The sequence below is a fragment of the Fibrobacter succinogenes subsp. succinogenes S85 genome (assembly GCF_000146505.1).
Taxonomy (GTDB): domain Bacteria; phylum Fibrobacterota; class Fibrobacteria; order Fibrobacterales; family Fibrobacteraceae; genus Fibrobacter; species Fibrobacter succinogenes.
Genome location: NC_017448.1, coordinates 2,663,706 through 2,681,433, shown reverse-complemented (window position 1 = coordinate 2,681,433; position 17,728 = coordinate 2,663,706). Strand labels below are relative to the sequence as shown.

General features: G+C 50.0%; 10 protein-coding genes. 5 read left to right on the top strand and 5 right to left on the bottom strand.

The window, feature by feature from the left end:
- Window positions 1-19: 19 nt before the first annotated feature.
- On the top strand, window positions 20-298 hold the full coding sequence (locus tag FSU_RS10955) for a helix-turn-helix domain-containing protein (protein WP_157747949.1): 279 nt from the start codon (window positions 20-22) through the stop codon (window positions 296-298).
- 274 nt (window positions 299-572) lie between these two features.
- Here FSU_RS10955 and ileS read toward each other — a convergent pair whose 3' ends face one another.
- Entirely contained in the window at window positions 573-3,758 is a 3,186-nt protein-coding gene (gene ileS / locus FSU_RS10950; RefSeq protein WP_014546471.1) for an isoleucine--tRNA ligase, read from the bottom strand.
- Window positions 3,759-4,187: 429 nt separating this feature from the next.
- On the opposite strand from ileS, the gene FSU_RS10945 reads away from it, so the two are divergent.
- Together FSU_RS10945 and FSU_RS10940 are read left to right on the top strand one after the other, a co-directional pair.
- A complete protein-coding gene (locus tag FSU_RS10945) occupies window positions 4,188-5,582 on the top strand; it encodes a sugar porter family MFS transporter (RefSeq protein ID WP_014546470.1) in 1,395 nt (464 codons plus the stop codon).
- 162 nt (window positions 5,583-5,744) lie between these two features.
- The gene (locus tag FSU_RS10940; RefSeq protein ID WP_014546469.1) at window positions 5,745-7,004 is read left to right on the top strand and encodes a polysaccharide deacetylase family protein; all 1,260 of its coding nucleotides are present in this window, start codon (window positions 5,745-5,747) and stop codon (window positions 7,002-7,004) included.
- 161 nt (window positions 7,005-7,165) lie between these two features.
- Here FSU_RS10940 and FSU_RS10935 read toward each other — a convergent pair whose 3' ends face one another.
- Window positions 7,166-9,352: a glycosyl hydrolase family 8 gene (locus tag FSU_RS10935; protein WP_157747948.1), complete on the bottom strand. Its 2,187-nt coding sequence runs from the start codon at window positions 9,350-9,352 to the stop codon at window positions 7,166-7,168.
- 144 nt (window positions 9,353-9,496) lie between these two features.
- Window positions 9,497-11,683, bottom strand: coding sequence for an ATP-binding protein (locus FSU_RS15930; RefSeq protein WP_049858424.1), 2,187 nt, complete (start codon window positions 11,681-11,683; stop codon window positions 9,497-9,499).
- A 285-nt stretch (window positions 11,684-11,968) separates the two neighbouring features.
- On the opposite strand from FSU_RS15930, the gene FSU_RS10925 reads away from it, so the two are divergent.
- Window positions 11,969-13,495: an HD-GYP domain-containing protein gene (locus FSU_RS10925; RefSeq protein WP_014546467.1), complete on the top strand. Its 1,527-nt coding sequence runs from the start codon at window positions 11,969-11,971 to the stop codon at window positions 13,493-13,495.
- Window positions 13,496-13,504: 9 nt separating this feature from the next.
- Window positions 13,505-13,855 (top strand): Hpt domain-containing protein, encoded by a 351-nt coding sequence (locus tag FSU_RS10920; RefSeq protein ID WP_014546466.1) that lies wholly within the window; start codon window positions 13,505-13,507, stop codon window positions 13,853-13,855.
- Window positions 13,856-14,007: 152 nt separating this feature from the next.
- On the opposite strand, the gene FSU_RS10915 is transcribed toward FSU_RS10920, so the two are convergent.
- Window positions 14,008-16,392: a hybrid sensor histidine kinase/response regulator gene (locus FSU_RS10915; protein ID WP_014546465.1), complete on the bottom strand. Its 2,385-nt coding sequence runs from the start codon at window positions 16,390-16,392 to the stop codon at window positions 14,008-14,010.
- Between the two features lie 117 nt (window positions 16,393-16,509).
- Window positions 16,510-17,658 carry an acyltransferase family protein gene (locus tag FSU_RS10910; protein WP_014546464.1) on the bottom strand — a complete coding sequence of 383 codons (1,149 nt, stop codon included), beginning with the start codon at window positions 17,656-17,658 and terminating at the stop codon, window positions 16,510-16,512.
- Window positions 17,659-17,728: the final 70 nt, after the last annotated feature.

Genomic DNA, 17,728 nt, shown 5'->3' with positions numbered 1-17,728 from the left:
TTCGCTAGCTTTGGGGAGTATGCTAGACCCCGAAGTGACTATAACACACATTCGAGAGAACATCCGACAGAAAATACAGGATGCGGGTTATGCAACTATTGAAAAATTTGCTTACGAGAATAGACTTACCAAATCAACAATCACAAGATCCATTAATGGTTCAAGAAATCCTCGTCTCGTCACTCTGATTGAGATGGCAAACGCCTTGGGCATAAACCTTTCAGAACTTTTGGATTTACGCCATATAGAGCATCAACAGCTGAAAAAGACAAAAGTATCCGGACACAACAACAAATAGTTTATAGCAAACCACATTCCATTGTCTTGGATTAAACAAAAGGACCTCAGTAAAAACCGGGGTCCTTTTGCAATTGTCAGCAACAGTCTATTTATTTCACCGCTTCGACTGCAACCTTTTCGCCATCTGCATCAGATTCCTGCAAGCCAGCAGCAGAATCCTTCCACACGATAGCGTTAGCCTGAGTTTGGCGCAAGGCGCCCTACCGCAACGGCTCGGTAATGCGAGAACAAGTTCTCGCGCTACACTCGCCTCGGGCGGTAGTCACCCTTGATTATGCCTTAACGGTCGTGAAACTGAATGCTTCGCCGTCGGCGTCATTCGCTTCCAAGCCATCGGCAGCGGCCGCCCAGGCAATCTTCACGGCCTGAGTTTCGCCGGCGATGTAAGCCTCGTTCTCCGCGACAGCCTGCTTGAAGACTTCGCTTGCAGAGAACAGCGTCACTTCGATCTTGTCGGTGATGGCGTAGTTCTGGTCCTTACGGCGGTTCTGGATACGGTTCACGAGTTCGCGGGCCACGCAGGCGCGGCGGAGTTCGTCCGTGATCTTCAGGTCCAGAGCCACGGTGAAGTGCTGGTTGGCTTCCACGGCCATGCCGTCGGCCACGATGCGGTTGAGCATCAGGCAGTCGGCACCGACTTCACCGAAGTCGAACTTGATGGTTTCGCCATTCTGCAGAGCCTTGATTTCGTCGACGGTCAACGAATTCAACTTCGCGGAAATCACCTTCATGTTCTTCGCGTAATCCGGACCCTTCGCCTTGATAGCGAGGAAGTTCGGCTTTGCAGAGAGTTTCACAAGCTTGGTTTCGTCTTCGAGGAACTTCATTTCGCGAACGTTGAGTTCTTCGAGAATCAAGTCCTTCATCGTTTCAGCAACGTTCTTTTCTTCGTTACCGTGAGCAACGACCGTCATGCTGGCAATCGGCATACGGTTCTTTACGTTGTTCGTTGCACGAATCACGCGACCCATTTCGACCATGCCACGCACCATGGCGATGCGTTCCACAAGCTTTTCGTCCATGAGGGACTTGTCAGCACTCGGGAATTCGCAGAGGTGTACACTCACCGGAGCGTTAGCATCGACTTCGCGCACGAGAATCTGGTAGATTTCTTCGGCGAGGAGCGGGAGGAACGGAGCGAGAATCTTGGAGAAGTCTACGAGCACCTTGTACATGGTTGCGTAGGCAGCGTTCTTGTCACCATCATTTTCGCTCTTCCAGAAGCGGCGGCGGCTGCGGCGCACGTACCAGTTCGTGAGGTCATCAACCGCGGCAATCACGGCAGGCACCACGTTGTACAGGCGGTAAGCCTTCATTTCAACTTCAACCTTGGCAGCGAGATCCTGCAGCGTTGCAAGCATCCAGCGGTCCAGTTCGTTGTCAGACTTCACTTCCTGACCGGGCTTCCACGTGAGCTGGCCCTTGGCAGCATCAGCGTTGTGGTTAGAGACAAAGAATGCCACGGCGTTCCAGAGCGGCAACATCACCTGTTTGACGATGCCCTTCACGCCTTCTTCACTGAAGCGGAGGTCTTCAGCCTTCAAAGCGGCGGAGTTGATCATGAACAAGCGAATGGCGTCGGCACCCGTGCGTTCAATAAGGTCGTTCGGGTCCGGGTAGTTGCGCTTGGACTTACTCATCTTGGAACCGTCTTCGGCCAAGATAATACCGTTCACAATAACGTTCTTGAAAGCCGGTTTCTGGAACAAAGCGTTAGAAAGCACGGTCAGCGTGTAGAACCAACCACGAGTCTGGTCAAGGCCTTCGGCAATGAAGTCTGCCGGGAAGCTGCGTTCCACGAGTTCCTTGTTTTCAAACGGGTAATGGCGGCTTGCATACGGCATAGAACCGGATTCAAACCAGCAGTCGAAAACTTCCGGCGTGCGGCGGTAGACCTTGCCATTCTTTTCGATGGTAAGCTTGTCCACAAAGTGCTTGTGCAAGTCATCGAGCTTCACGCCAGTGAGCTGCTGGAGTTCTTCGATGGAACCCACGGCAATCATGTCGCCGTCGTCAGAGAGCCACACCGGAATCGGCGTACCCCAGAAGCGGTTACGAGAAAGGTTCCAGTCGCGAGCGCCTTCGAGCCACTTGCCGAAACGGCCGTTCTTGATGTGGTCCGGAACCCAGTTCACGGTCTGGTTGTTTTCAACCATCCATTCCTTCAGAGTCTTGGTCACACCGTCCTTGCTTGTGACAGGCGCGTCAATCTTCAAGAACCAAGTCTTGAGGGCGCGGTAAATCAGAGGAACGCCGGTACGCCAGCAGTGCGGGTAGCTATGCACGATCGTGTCCTGCTTGAACACGCGGCCCTGTTCCTTGAAGAAGCGGATAATTTCCTTGTCGGCTTCCTTCGCACCAAGGCCCTTCCACATCGGGACCTTGTCCGTGAACTTGCCTTCGGTATCGAGCGGGTCGAAAAGGCCGAGGTCGAGTTCAGCACCCTTCTGGAAGTCTTCTTCACCGAAGGAGGGAGCGGTATGCACGGCGCCGGTACCGTCTTCGGTACTCACGTAGTCGGCGGGGTAAATCTTGTAGTGGCGGGACAGCTGGTCCGGCGTCACGAATGCATCGGAGATACGGGAAAGCGGTTCGTAGTCCTTACCCACGAGTTCAGAGCCCTTGCAGGTATCAACGATGTTCGGGTTCTTGAAGTAAGCAGCGGTACGGCTTGCGGCAATCCAGTACTTCTTGCCATCCTGTTCCACAAGGTTGTAGTCCATGTCCGGGCCAACAACAATGCAGAAGTTGGAATAAAGTGTCCAAGGGGTCGTCGTCCACACGAGGATGCTCGTGTCCTTGAACTTGGCTTCATCCGTGTTAAGCGGGAAGATGAGCGTCAAAGACGGATCCTGACGGTCCTTATAGCCCTGGTTCGTTTCGAAGTTCGAAAGCGGAGTTGCGAGAGCCGGGCTGTACGGCTGGATGCGGTAGCCCTGGTAGATAAGGCCCTTGTCGAAGCACTGCTTGAACACCCACCACACAGATTCCATGAAGTTTTTGTCCATGGTCTTGTAGCCCTTGTCGAAGTCGACCCAGCGGCCCATGCGGCGAACGGTCTTCTTCCATTCGCTTGTGTACTTGAGCACCTTGCCGCGGCAAGTTTCGTTGAACTTGTCGACGCCGAGCTTCTGGATTTCGGCAACGCCAGCGAGACCGAGTTCGTTCTGCACGAGAGATTCAATCGGAAGACCGTGGCAGTCCCAACCGAAACCGCGCGGAACCTTCTTGCCCTTCATGGTCCAGTAACGCGGAACGATGTCCTTGATGGTACCGGCAAGCAAGTGACCGTAGTGCGGAAGGCCCGTTGCAAACGGAGGGCCATCATAGAAAGTATACGGTTCGGTTTCCGGACGGCTGTCAAGCGACTTCTTGAAACTATCGTCCTTGTCCCACAATCCGAGCACGCGCTCTTCGATCTGCGGGAAGGTCTCTTCTTTCTTTACTTCACGAAACATGTTTTGACCTCTGATATGATAGCTAGACGAGAGACGAGAGACGAGAGACGAGAGATTTTCGCCTAGTTCGTTGCAGTCTTGCACCAACTATCGGGCTTTAAATTTTCGTGAGCAAATTTAGAAAATAGCGAAAAATACGGCAATGCGCCACCGCGCCAAAGCAGCCCAAAACACCCCCTTCCCACCTTCCCTATATTCCAAAATAAATTCACATTTTTTGCAAAAAATTCGCCCATTGTAAGAAAATTATATATATCTATTTTTAAATAGGACGGGAGCAGTGAAGCCACAACTTTCGACTTATGTAAGAAAAACGTTAGTCCTTTTTGGACTATCGAGATTAATTGTAAACCTTGAATTTACAATTTCTTGATAGCTATATTAGCGGCTAATCCATTTGAAAATCAAAAAAAAAACAGAGGTACGAAAATGGCAGTAGAAGACAATTACAAAGTTGGACATGTCATCATGATAACCCTTTCCGCCGCCATCGGAGGGTTCCTATTCGGTTTTGACTCGTCCGTGATTAACGGCGCCAACGTTGCACTTAAAGGTTACTTCAATTGTAACGACATGCAGCTTGGTCTTGCGGTTTCTCTCGCATTGATTGGCGCTGCCATCGGTGCATATTTCGCCGGTCGCTTGGCAGATAAGTTTGGACGTGTGCGTTGCATGCTTGCAGCCGCCGTCCTTTTCTTTATCAGCGCAATCGGTTCTGGCCTCCCCTTCACCATCTACGATTTCATTGCTTGGCGCGTGATTGGCGGTGTGGGTATCGGTGTAGCATCTATCATCGCCCCGATTTACATTGCCGAAACCTCCCCGGCGCATTTGCGTGGGCGTCTAGGCTCCATGCAGCAGTTCGCCATCGTTATCGGTATCTTCGTGGCGCTGCTTTCGAACTACATCATTGTCCGCATTTCGGGTTCCGCAAGCAACTTGATTATGGGCATTGAATCCTGGAAGGTGATGTTCTGGGTCGAAGCTATCCCGGCTTTCCTCTACGGTGTCGCCGCCTGGCAGCTCCCGGAATCCCCGCGTTTCCTCGTGAGCAAGGGCCGCATGGAAGAAGCTCAGAAAGTGCTTTCGATGATTGCATCCGTCGGCATCAAGGAAAAGGCTCAGGAAATTGAAGACTCCTTCAAGACTCACAAGCCGGCCAAGCTTTCTGACCTCCTCGAAACGGTCGCTGGCAAAAAGCGCGTCGCTCCGATTGTCTGGGCTGGCCTCAGTATCGCCATTCTCCAGCAGCTCGTGGGTATTAACATGATCTTCTACTATGGTTCCATGCTTTGGCAGAGTGTCGGTTTCGGTGAAAGCGATGCATTCCTTACGAGCGTGATTTCCAGTGCTATCAACTTGACCATGACTATCGCTGCTATTCTCCTTATCGATAAGATTGGTCGTAAGCCGCTCTTGCTCATCGGTTCTGCAGGCATGACCGTTACGCTTGGCATTCTCGCGTGCTGCTTCCTCTTCGGTTCCGACGCTAGCGGTAACCTCACAGGCAATAGCGGTATTTTCGCCCTCCTCGCTGCAAACTTCTACGTGGCATTCTTTGCCGCAACATGGGGCCCGGTGATGTGGGTGATGCTTGGCGAAATGTTCAACAACCGCATTCGTGCCGTGGCAATCGCAATATGCGGCCTTGCCCAGTGGGGTGCAAACTTCTTGGTCAGCTGGTCTTTCCCGGTTCTCGTCGGCAAGGACGGCATCGGCATCGGCCCGACCTACTTGATTTACACGACCTTCGCAGCAATAAGCTTTGTGTTAGTCGCCAAGCTGGTGAACGAAACCAAGGGCAAGAAGCTCGAAGCCATGTAATCACAAGATTTGCTATAAATCAACCCAACGAAGGTCTCGGATTTTCCGAGACCTTTTCTATTGACTGGCAAAGAATTGTGCATTATTCCGATTAGGACGATTTGGCCCATGATATTTTTAGAAATATGTGATTATTTTTAATAGCTGAAGGGGAAGAAGTCTATGAACTGCAATCATTCAAATAGGTCCACGTTTACCGCATTATCCTGCGGTATCGCTCTTGGGCTAGCAGGCATCAGTACGGCAGCCCCCTTAATAACTGTACCCTGGAACGGCCACGTCGGCGCCGTGAGTTTCACCTTTGACGACGCTCTCGAAACTCAGGTATTGAACCTGAAACCATTGCTAGATGCAATGCCCGATGTCCATGTCACATTCTTCTTGACCGCATTCCAAGACCGCTTAAAAGATAACGCGGCCGGTTTTGCGGCTCTCGCCAACGCCGGACACGAGATGGGCAACCATACCATTTCGCACTGGCATTTAACCGACGAAACAGACGAAGAACTTGAAGAAGATGTTGTGAAATTCGCAGACACTATCGAAGCGACAATGGCAAAGTACGGCGCCGATGTGAAGGTCGTATCGTTTGCTACCCCGTTCTGCGAAAACGGAGACCATGTCAAAACCATTATCGATAAGCGTCACATGCTCAACCGCGACTGCACCTATGACGGCGCCCGAACATTCTGGGACGAAGAACCGGATTGGATGAGCATGCCCGCCAAGATATGGTCCCGTTCAGGCGCCACCGTGAACGAAATGTTAAACGCGCTAGACACAGCGGCATACATCGGCAAGTTCGACAATTCAATTCCGCTGGAGCATCCAATAACAGGCGGTTCATGGCTCATTGTTTTGCAGCACGACGTTTCTGAAAGGATGATTGACAATTACGCCATCAATCCGGACGACATCAAGACTCTTTTTGAGCGCGCGGTCAAAAACGGCCTATGGGTAGCCCCGATCGGCACTGTAGGCGCCTACCAGCGCGCCCACTTCATCTTTGACAAGGCTTTGATGACCAAGACTGACGACGGCTACAAAGTCACCTGGAAAGTCCCGCACGAGTACATGCCCAAGAGCGTTCCACTGCGAGTTGCCTTGGACACAAGCCGTGTTGACAGCAAAGCCGTGATTATGCAAGATGGCAAGGTCCTGACACCAGAAAGCGATGGACACTACATCATTGAATTCATGTCCAAGAGCCTTACCATCAAGACGTCAAAAGAAATCGGGCTCCCGCCAAAGATAAAACGGAACGCAAAAGACTACACCAAATTCACTATTTTCGACCTGAAGGGAAAAAAGCTTGGTGACGCAAACGGTTTCAAAGTTCCAGAAAGCTATCCCAAGGGCGTTTACTTCATCCGCGCCGAGGCCAAGGGCCTCACGCCCTTAACTAAAAAGATCAGCAGGTAACCGCTTAAACGCAACACGAAAGCCCCGCCTTCGCGGGGCCTAATAAGCAGAGAGGCTAACCTAGCACGGGGCCAACAAGCCCAAAGATTTACGAGACAAAGCGACAAAAAAAGCCGGGGCTTTACGCCTCGGCTTTTTTGCAATTTCGTTTTGTACGTGGATTACTTCACGTTGACGCGGTTCATTTCAGAACCAACGCGAACGATGTAGGAACCAGCACTCGGAACGTTAACCGTGAGGTTGCTGTTCATGAGCATGCCACCAGCAATTGCCTTGCCCTGCATGTTGTAGACCATGAACACGTTACCAGCCTTAGCACCGCTGATCTGGAGCTTCATGCCATCGGCACGAACGCTGAAGCTCGGAGCAAAGGTAACCTTGTAGAGGCCAATGGTCGGTCCCTTGATTTCCATACCGGTGAGCTTGACCGGATCGACAGCCTGCTTGGAAGCATCGAGGAATTCGACAGCGCTGATGGTGAGTTCACCGAGACCGCCCTTAGCATCCTTGACTTCCCACTTGAGGCCCTTGATGCAGGTGAGGATTTCGCCGCCTTCCGGAGCGTTATTCTTGCTAACCCAGTCAAGGATATTGATTTCCTTGCCATCACCCAAGCCCTTGAAGCCGTATTCATACGGAGTCATGTCATAGGTCACAGCCTTGAATTCTTCGGAGTTGTCAACATAGATACCCGGTTCAGAACCTGCACCTGCGTTTTCAACTTTCTTTTCTTCGTTTTCGTCGGTGATGGTGTTGAGGATAGCCATGCGGATCGGGCCAGAAGTCTTAGCCGTCACGCGGATGTACTGGATGCCGAGAGTCTTGAAGTTGACACCGCAGCTCTTGTCTTTCTTGCAATCGTCCTTCTTGAAGGAAACAGCGATACCAGCAGACGGATACTTGAGCGTGCCAGCCTTAGCAGCTGCTTCAGTCCATTCCGGTTCCGGACCGATTTCCATAGAAGCGCGAGCAACGATAGAACCATCATCAAGTCTGTAGAGCGGAGATGCGCCAGAATCCGGGACCATCTTGGTGCCGATACCGAGCTTGTCGTGGTATGCACCCCAGTTCCAGAGACCAGAGACAGAAACAGTCGTATCACCGAATTCCAAGTGCGTACCTTCGCCTTCGCTGATAGACGGAGCCTTAGACGGATCCGGAGTGAACGGAGTGAAACCAGTCGTATTGTAGAGGTTCGGCATGTTACCCGTCACGAGGAGGAGGTAAATCATGTTCAAAGTAGCCGGATAGTACTTTTCACCTTCAACAGAGCCTTCGCCGCAACCCTGAGCGGTAGAGCAGCTCTTCTTTTCCTTGAGAACCTTGTAAACGGTACCGAGGTAGGTTTCAGCTTCCTTGCTATCGATAGAGGAAGTTGCAAGGCCGAGACCGCCGGAGAAGGTAGAAGAAACGAAGCGGCGGATATCGCTGTTATCGATATGATAAGCACCACCTTCGTACTTATAACCGGAGTTCACGCCACTAGCAGTGCGGGTTTCCGGGATGAGCCAGCTAACAACTTTCTTGTTGAAAGCCTGAGCCTTGGTATCACCGTACCAGTAGTAAGCCATAGCCATACGCCACGGAGTACGGGCAGCGTCATCGTAGAAACCGATGTCGTTAGAAACGGCAGCAGACGTCAAAATCGGCTTGTGAGAGTTCCAGTCGCACCAGTCCGGCACAAGACCAGTCTTAGAATCCTGGCAAGCGTTCAAGTCCGTATAAGCCTGGGAAATCACACTAGACCAAGAACCACCGGCAACGTCCTGGAAGAGCTGGAAGTTAGCGGTCGTTGCATAGCTCGGGTTGAAACCGTCATTCCACTGGTTACCCGGCTTAATCTTGTTGCTAGCGATGTCGTTAGAAGCAATCCAAGAAATGAGGGACTTGCCTGCAGAGAGGTAAGAAGCATCATTCCACTGCTTGGAAGCCATCACGAGAGCAAGAGCGGCGTCGAAGTCAGCGTCAGATGCGGTACCCGTACCACCGCTGCAACCGATACGCCAGTTCATACCACCATTGGCACCAGCGCTGTTGCTTGTCCAGGTGTTATAAAGCTTCTTGAAAACATCCTGATCGTCCATGTACACGGAAATCAACATACCGTATGCAATAGCTTCAGAAACGGTAGAGCAAGTTCCTTCCGGTGCCAAAACCCAACCATTGCTAGCCTGGTACCAAGCCTGTTTCCACAGCTTGTAATGATCCTTGATCATATCCGTATCGGCATATTCAATGATCTTGCCATGCGGATACTTCATGTTCTGCGGGAACGGGAACTGCCCAGCAGAAGCCGTTACTGCAGCGACTGCAGCAACGCCAAACATAACTTTCGCCAAATTCTTCATATGAATTCCTTTTAAAAAAAAGATTTCACCCATCCAACCTAAAAGATAGTTTGATAGCATATCAAAAATCAACCCTTCTTTTGTAAAAGGATTGACATAATGCGTAAAATCACACGAAAAGTGTTCTTAAAATGTTCCTATGCATCAACTTACGTTAACTTTTCTTTGCATTAAGGAACACATTGTGGAAAGGACCTTTGCAACGACAAACGGTTTTGCCAGATGTTCGTCCATTCCGGCGGCAAGGGACTTTTGCCGATCCTCTTCAAACGCATTTGCCGATAGCGCAATAATGGGGATGTGCGCATGGGGATAGGTCTTTCGGATAGCACGAGTCGCCTCGTAACCATCCATCACAGGCATCTGGACATCCATCAAAATGCAGTCATAGTAATCTACGCCCTTTTCACGGACTTTCGTAACCGCCACCAATCCGTTTTCGGCGATGTCAACAACCATTTCGGCATCCTGCAAGAAGTCCAGGGCGACTTCCCTGTTGAATTCGTTATCTTCTACAAGCAACACGCGCTTTCCCTTCAACAGCGCCGGGTCTGCTTCGGCACAGGATTCACCAGATTCTAGAGCCACGTCCTCTTCTGTCGCTATTTTCAGCTGAGTCCGCACATGCACAGTCGTTCCAAGGCCGATTTCGCTCTGGATATCAATTTCAGCCCCCATCATGTCAACAAGGCGCTTCACGATAGACATGCCAAGGCCTGTCCCCTGCACACCGCTCTGGGTAGAAGACTGTTCCCTCGCAAACTCATCGTAGATGTGTTCCAAAAATTCCTTGGACATGCCAAGTCCATTATCACTGACTTCAAAATCAAAGACAGCATAGCCATCCACCTGGCAGGGCAATTCCTCGATGGTAAACACAACACGCCCACCGTAAGGGGTGAACTTCTGCGCATTTGAAATGATATTGTAGAGGACCTGACGAAGGTTGCTCACGTCCGCAACGACAAACCTGTTCTTGACCGACGAGGTATCCCAAATAAAAGAGATGTTCTTGACCTTCATCATGGGCTGATACGTTTCGCAGAATTCCGTCATGCACGAAGGGAGATTCACCATCCTCTTTTTCTGCACCACCTGGCCCGATTCAATTTTAGCCATGTCCAGCACTTCTTCGATCAGCTGGAGCAGATAGCCGCCCGATATGCGGATTTTCTTGAGCGCATCCTGAACGTCGGCAGTACTGTCGAGGTGTCGTTCCGCACGTTCAGAATAGCCGATAATTGCATTCATCGGAGTGCGGATATCGTGGCTCATGTTGAGCAAAAACTTAGATTTGGCCTCCTTCGCCTCGGCAGCAAAGGCATTCGCCTCGCGTAACTTGTAATCGAGCTCCTCCTCACGATTTTTGAGTTTACGCCTAAAGGCAAGCCACACCAGGGATGCGGCCAGGATTATCCCGATGACAATGAAGATGCTCCCAAAAACAGTAGCGATATGGGATTGTTTGTGCAACAGCTCGCTAGAATAATTCGGCATACGGAAGCCGACATATTTTACGATTTTTGAACGCACTAACTTGGGCGAAAGCATCATCACGCCTTTCGACAAGATAGAAGCCAACTCACGCGGGTATTTACGCGGTACTGCGATATGCATCCCGACAAGCAGGCTATCATTGGAATCTAGCAACTGGTCACGGAAATACGGCGGTGTAAAAATCCAGGATTCATCGCCACCGGCCATGCCATAGCGCGCATCCAAAACAATCAAAGGCTGAGACTCGTTATACGTTGTCACAAATTCATACTTCAGCCCGTTGTGGCGTGCAATTTCTGCAAAGAGGTCTAGCAAAATGCCTCTCGGGACATCCCCATCCATGTAGGCGAACGGAAACTTATCATTGCGGGCCGTCACTTTCAACATCCGGTCCTGACCCCAGAATCCCTGTAAAAAGCGGCGCTCCCGTTCACTCAGCAAGAGCAGGTCAAAGACATCGTCGCCGTTGTACTTGCGGTACAGACGGTTCATCCAGTTCGGATCCAACACGTTCATCTGGCGAATTGCGTAGTTGACTTCGTTCAGAAGCGTCGTATCGGACTTGCGGACAATGATGTAGTCCGGGGCAAGCCCTACAGGCAGCGAAAATGCAAAAGTCTCTTCCAGTTCCTTGGTCTTGCTCGCCGGTGAAACAAGGTCAATTTCTCCGTTTTCAAGCATCCGGAGCATATCGTTCCACGTCTTGTCGTAGCCGACAAACTCGTAGTTCAAATCGGCATAGCGCGACATCAGGCGGAGCAAATCATACCCATAGCCCCCTTTTTCACCTTTTTCTGAAATTTCGTGATAGCCGGAATTAGCGAAAAAGCCCACCTTTACCGATCGTGGACCCGCAAAAGTCTGCTCCCCTAATAGCAGTACAAACAATACACTTAAGAGCATTACGCGCATAAGCAAACATCCAGCTAAACAATTCTTACATTTATATTATTATATATATACAATTCTCATAAAAAAGGCAATATTGAACATTTTAGCACAAAAAGAACGTTGTGATATCGGGCAACATTTTCAACGAAGTTACAATTTTCTTACGCTTGCTTTTCAAAATTATATACATTTATTGTGTATTGTATTTGGGATTTAAAGGAATGCGTTATGGATGAAAAACGCCCTCTTATACTGATTGTTGACGATGTGGCTATGAACAGAGCCCTGTTATCGGACGTACTCAGTGACAAATACAACATCATCGAAGCTGAAAACGGCAACGAAGCATTGCTTTTACTGAGGGAAAAGACATCCGAGATTTCGCTTGTGCTCCTCGACATGGTGATGCCCGAAAAAGACGGCATTGAAGTCCTCGCCATCATGAATAAGAACGGCTGGATTAACGAGATCCCGGTCATCATGATTTCTGGCGAAACCGCCCATGCGCTGATCGAAGGCGCCTACATGCTTGGCGCCACAGACTTTATCGGTCGCCCGTTCGACGAGATGGTGCTCAAGAACCGCGTGAACAACACGATCCGCCTTTACAAAAAGCAGAAGAGCCTTTCGGACCTCGTTTTAAATCAGATTTACGAAAAGACGCGTAACAACAGCATGATGGTGACTATGCTGAGCCATATCGTGGAATTCCGTAACGGCGAAAGCGGCATGCACGTGTTGCACATCAACACCATTACCGAAATGCTCTTGCACGAGCTTTTGCGCCGCACCAAGAAATACCAGATCAACAAGAACGATATCGGCATCATCTGCACGGCATCGTCCATGCATGACATCGGTAAAATTACCATCCCCGACGAGATTCTGAACAAGCCAGGCAAGCTCACTCCCGAAGAGTTCAACATCATGAAGGGGCATACGGTCAACTGCGCCCAGATGCTCAACGCTGTCCCCGTCGGAAAAGACGAACCCCTGATGAAATACGCCTACGAGATTTGCCGCTGGCACCATGAACGCTATGACGGCCGCGGATACCCAGACGGTCTCAAGGGTGACGAGATCCCTATAGCCGCACAAATCGTCTCGATCGCAGACGTTTACGATGCGCTCACGAGCGAACGCTGCTACAAGCACGCCTTCACGCACGAGAAAGCACTCGAGATGATTCACAACAATGAATGCGGCGTATTCAACCCGATTCTCATTGAGTGCTTAGACGCCATCGCAGACAAGCTCGTCATCGCCTTGCAGACGTTTGACTGGAGCAAGCAAGCCGACAAGGACTTTTTCTACATCGCCGATGCGATGATGAACGACCAAAAGCATCCGATTTATAACCAGGCATTTAGGCAGTTCATCGATGAACGCAAAAAAAGCCACTTCTTTGAATCTATGCTGGACGGCATCCTCTTCGAATACACTTTCAACCCGGCTGTCATGAAGCTTTCTTCAAAAGCATCCAAGGCTCTCGGGTTGCCAAGGACAATCCTTGACGACTACAAGCCAAACGAAGATAATCAAAGCTCAAGCGAAAACCTGGATAAAATCAAGAAGATTTTAAAGCGCAAATCCGCGCCAAAAGATAAGCCCATCCTTATCAAGCAAACATTCAACATTGACGGCAAGAGCATGCCATGCAATGTCAAGGTGCTTCAGATCTGGGCAGAACGCCAAAACGAAGCTCCTATACTCACGTCCGTTTACGGACACATTGATATTTCAAAACAAGGTTAGGATAAATTTATGACACTTTCTGAATTCTATAGCTCTCTCGGTGAATCTTTGGATGCAGTTCTGGAAAGACTCCGCATGGAATCTCGTGTAGCAAAGTACTTGGGACTTTTTTTGAATGATCCGAGTTTCAGTGAACTCAAGGCCGCCTTTGCAGCAAATGACGCGAAGACGGCATTCCGCGCTGCGCACACGCTTAAGGGCGTTGCCGCCAATCTCGGGCTGAACAAGCTCTCTGCATCGAGCAGCGAACTCACTGAAGACTTGCGCCCGGAAGCATTCACTGCCAACTCGCAGGCGCTCCTGGAAAAAGTCGAAGCAGACTACGTTGCAGCAGTGGCTGGAATTAAGCAGTTGAATTAATTGAACAACGCAGGTATGGGGTATGGGCGCGGCACTTCGTGCCTTTGAGGTATGGGGGAATGCAATAAAAAACGCCCAAAGCGTAGCGAGCCCAAAGGCACAACGTGCCGACCTCATAGCTCAAAGCACCGCAGGTGCGACCCCACACCTTCCTAATGCTTTAAAAACTTCTTCAGCGAATCTTCGAGCTGGGCAATGACGATGGGTTTTGCCAAGTGACCATCCATGCCCGCTTCAAAGGACTTGCGGCGGTCTTCATCAAAGGCATTTGCCGACAAGGCAATAATCGGAATCCGCTTGTCCGGGAACATCTTGCGGATTTCACGAGTCGCTTCAAAGCCATCCATTACAGGCATCTGGATATCCATCAAAATGCAATCGTAGTAATCCGGGCCTTTTTCTTTTAAACGTTCCACCGCAATGGAACCATCTTCGGCAGATTCCACGACAACGCCAGCACTCTCGAGAATATCCTTAGAAATTTCGAGGTTCAGCTCGTTATCTTCGACGACGAGAACCTTGAAGCCCTCGAACGAAATCGATTCCTGTTCAGAATGCGCGAAGCGCACCTGTTCCACCGCTTCAGGATTTTCCTGAATGCGCATCGGGATGCGGATGGTAAACTTGGACCCCTCACCCACCTTGCTTTCAACATCGATAGAGCCTTCCATCATATCGACAATGCGCTTGGTAATGGCAAGCCCAAGACCTGTCCCCTGCTGCTTACTGACCGTAGATGTCCGCTCGCGGGAGAATTCATCAAAGAGGTGCTGCTGGTATTCGGCACTCATGCCAATCCCCGTATCCTTGATGACAATCTGATACAGGCCATAGCCTTCGCGTTCTGACGGAATCTGGGTGATATCCACCGTCACCGAGCCACCCGAAGGTGTGTACTTTACCGCATTCGAGACAACGTTGATGATCACCTGATTCAAACGCAAGAAGTCTACATAAACGTAGCGGTTCTGGATATCGTGATGCGCAAATTCAAAGTGTACGTTTTTCTTCTCGGCAAGGGAACGGAGCATCGGCACACAATCTTCGCCATTTTCATCCAAATTAACAGGATTCAAGTCCAATTCCACCTTACCACTTTCAATGCGCGACATGTCCAGCACATCGTTGATCAAGGACAAAAGATGTTCACTCGAAAGTTTTGACTTGCCGAGGCAATCAAGCGCCTTGGCCTTGTCGTCAATATTCTTGACGGCCATGTCGGTAAAGCCGATCATCGCATTGAGCGGCGTGCGGATGTCGTGCGACATGTTGAAAAGGAACGCGCTCTTTGCCTTGTTTGCAAGTTCCGCCTTCTCAAGGTTTGCCATTTCGCGTTTGGTCTCGGCATCGACGCTATGGAAACCCGCAATCACATGGTTCTTGAAGTTTTCGTCCTTGACGAACTTAATTTGGTAGTAAATATCTTCGCCACCGACCTGCAACCTGAAGTTGACAAAGTACATGTGTTCCCGATCCACCATGTCAAGAACCTTCGTAGGTTCAGTCGCTGCGCAGAATGATTCACGGTCACTCGGATGAACCACCGTATCGACAAGTACTTTTAGGCGCTCGCCAAAGTTGTCAATCTTAGACCAGCCAGGAACCATCTCATCAAACATCGGGTCAAAGCGGTAGTGTACCTCGGAAAGAGTCTCGTAATCCACGTACACGACGCATCCAAAGTCATCGGACAGGCCAGAAATCACAGCCATGTCGCGGTTTGCAATGGCCTTGCGTTCCGCCTTGGCGGATTCCTCTTCATCGACGTTTTCAAGCGTCACGACGATGTGGTTTTCGGAATCGGGAGTTTTGGCGGCCTTTAAACGGTAATACACCAGACGCCCGTCAAAAGAGAATCGGAACGAGACCGAAACCGCACGATCATTTTCCAGACCGTGAAGCATTTTTTCCTTGTTGACAAAATCCTTGACCGCCGCCCAGTCTTCCCGAAATACGACCTTTTCAAGCGCCAATTCAAATCCTTCAAAAAAGTCTTTACAGTTCTTGGCATCTAGAGTCTTCACGACCCCCTGGGCGTTAAATTCAATGAAGGAGTTGTCGTTGATATCGACGTAATAAATATTATCAAAACCATCGCCAAGCGTGTTCGCAATATCGGAATACTGGTCAAGTTCGCGCACATGCATCTTGAATTCGACCTGTTCCGTCACATCGGTGCAGCACCCTTCAAGGCGCATTCCCCGTTTATAGGCTTCATTTCGCTTGCCGTGATTTTGCAAGAAAATGATTCCTCGAGACTGGTGGTTCCAGGCATACTCCAGTTCCGACATTTCGCCGCGGGTCATCTGGTCCACAAACTCGGCATAAGCCTCGTAATACGAGATGTCTACATTGTTGCACCACAAATTGTAGAGGTCTTCGGGGAGAGTTTCTTCAGGGAATCCAAGAATCTGGAGAAGAGCCTTGTCGGCATACATTCGTGGAGGGTGGCCTTCATCTACCTCAATAACCCACAAACCGACGCCTGCACTCGAAAGAATCGCATGAGTCAAGTCTGACGATTCAAGACAATCCATGTTTTTGCAACTCCTCCGACAAGATATCCCTTCCACCAACCTATAACGGTTGCCTACAGGTATAAAATACACTTATTTTCAGGAGTTGTTTGTGAAAAGACGAATAAAGTCTTGGATTTAGGCCTTCGCTTTTGCTTTTTTGCGGCGCCAGACTTTAAATTCCATGTAAAGTGTGCTGACAGTGTAAATGAAGAGGAGCAAAAGGATGGTGTTCTTCGGGCGGTTCAGGTTGCAAATGCCCCACGCAAACGTGATGATAGGCAGATGAATCAAATACGGGTAGAACGAAGCGCGACCGATATGGCGCACAAGCGGGATGCAAAAGAACTTCGCCAAGAATCCCTTGCCCGAAAGTAAACTCACCACGAACATGCCGTAAATGAAAATCGGGAGGCTATGATGGATAAAATAATTATAGCCAGGATTGGCATCCGGACGCATGAGGAAGAGGCTCCCATAAAGTGCGAGGAGTAAAAGAGCCTGCGCCAAGCCACTCACATAATCTTTCTTGAAAACGTCAAAGACGCCCTCGTTGTAAAGGCGGTAAAGCACCATGCCAAAGATGTATTCAAAGACACGCACCGGCGCAAACATGTGGAAGAAACGATACTTGGCATCGAATCCATCAAACCATAAATTGCCCGTTTTGCCATACACGATAGCCCAAAGGAGTCCCGGGACGAACACACCGCCGAACAGAATCCAGAGCGTACGACGGTTCTGCTTGATAAGCCAACGGCTGAACCACGGCGTAATCGCATAGCAGAGGAAGAAGCTCGTGAGTGACCAGGACGGTTCATTCAACTTCATGCCGAGATCCGGAACAATCGACCACGTAAGCGTGAGGTGCATGATGAGGCTCCGCCACGGGTGGAACATCTTAGCTAATCCCGCCGAAGCACAATCACCAATTTCAGAAAGCGCAGGCAAATGCGTGTAGCCGCTCATCTTGAAAACGACCAGCACAAACATGAGGAGCGTCATGAAAAAGTGCAAGCGGTAAAGCTTTGCAATACGGCCAAACATAAACGGAATGACAGGGATACTGCGGTCCGGGTCGCTGTACTTGCTTGCGAAAAGGAAACCGGCCAGCACATAGAAAATCCCCGCTGCAAAGGCAGGCGCAGAGATAATGGGCATCACCCACTTGCAATCGGACATGTACATGAGGGCGTTGGAACTGCCCAAATGGAGCATGACAATATTCAGGCTTGCGAGAAGACGGAGACCGTCAATAGCGGGGAAATAATTTGCTGGTTTCGGCATTTCAAGGAAAATTTAGAAAAACATGGTGATTTTGCGCAAATGGACGGGGTATTTTGATTTTTCGCGGACC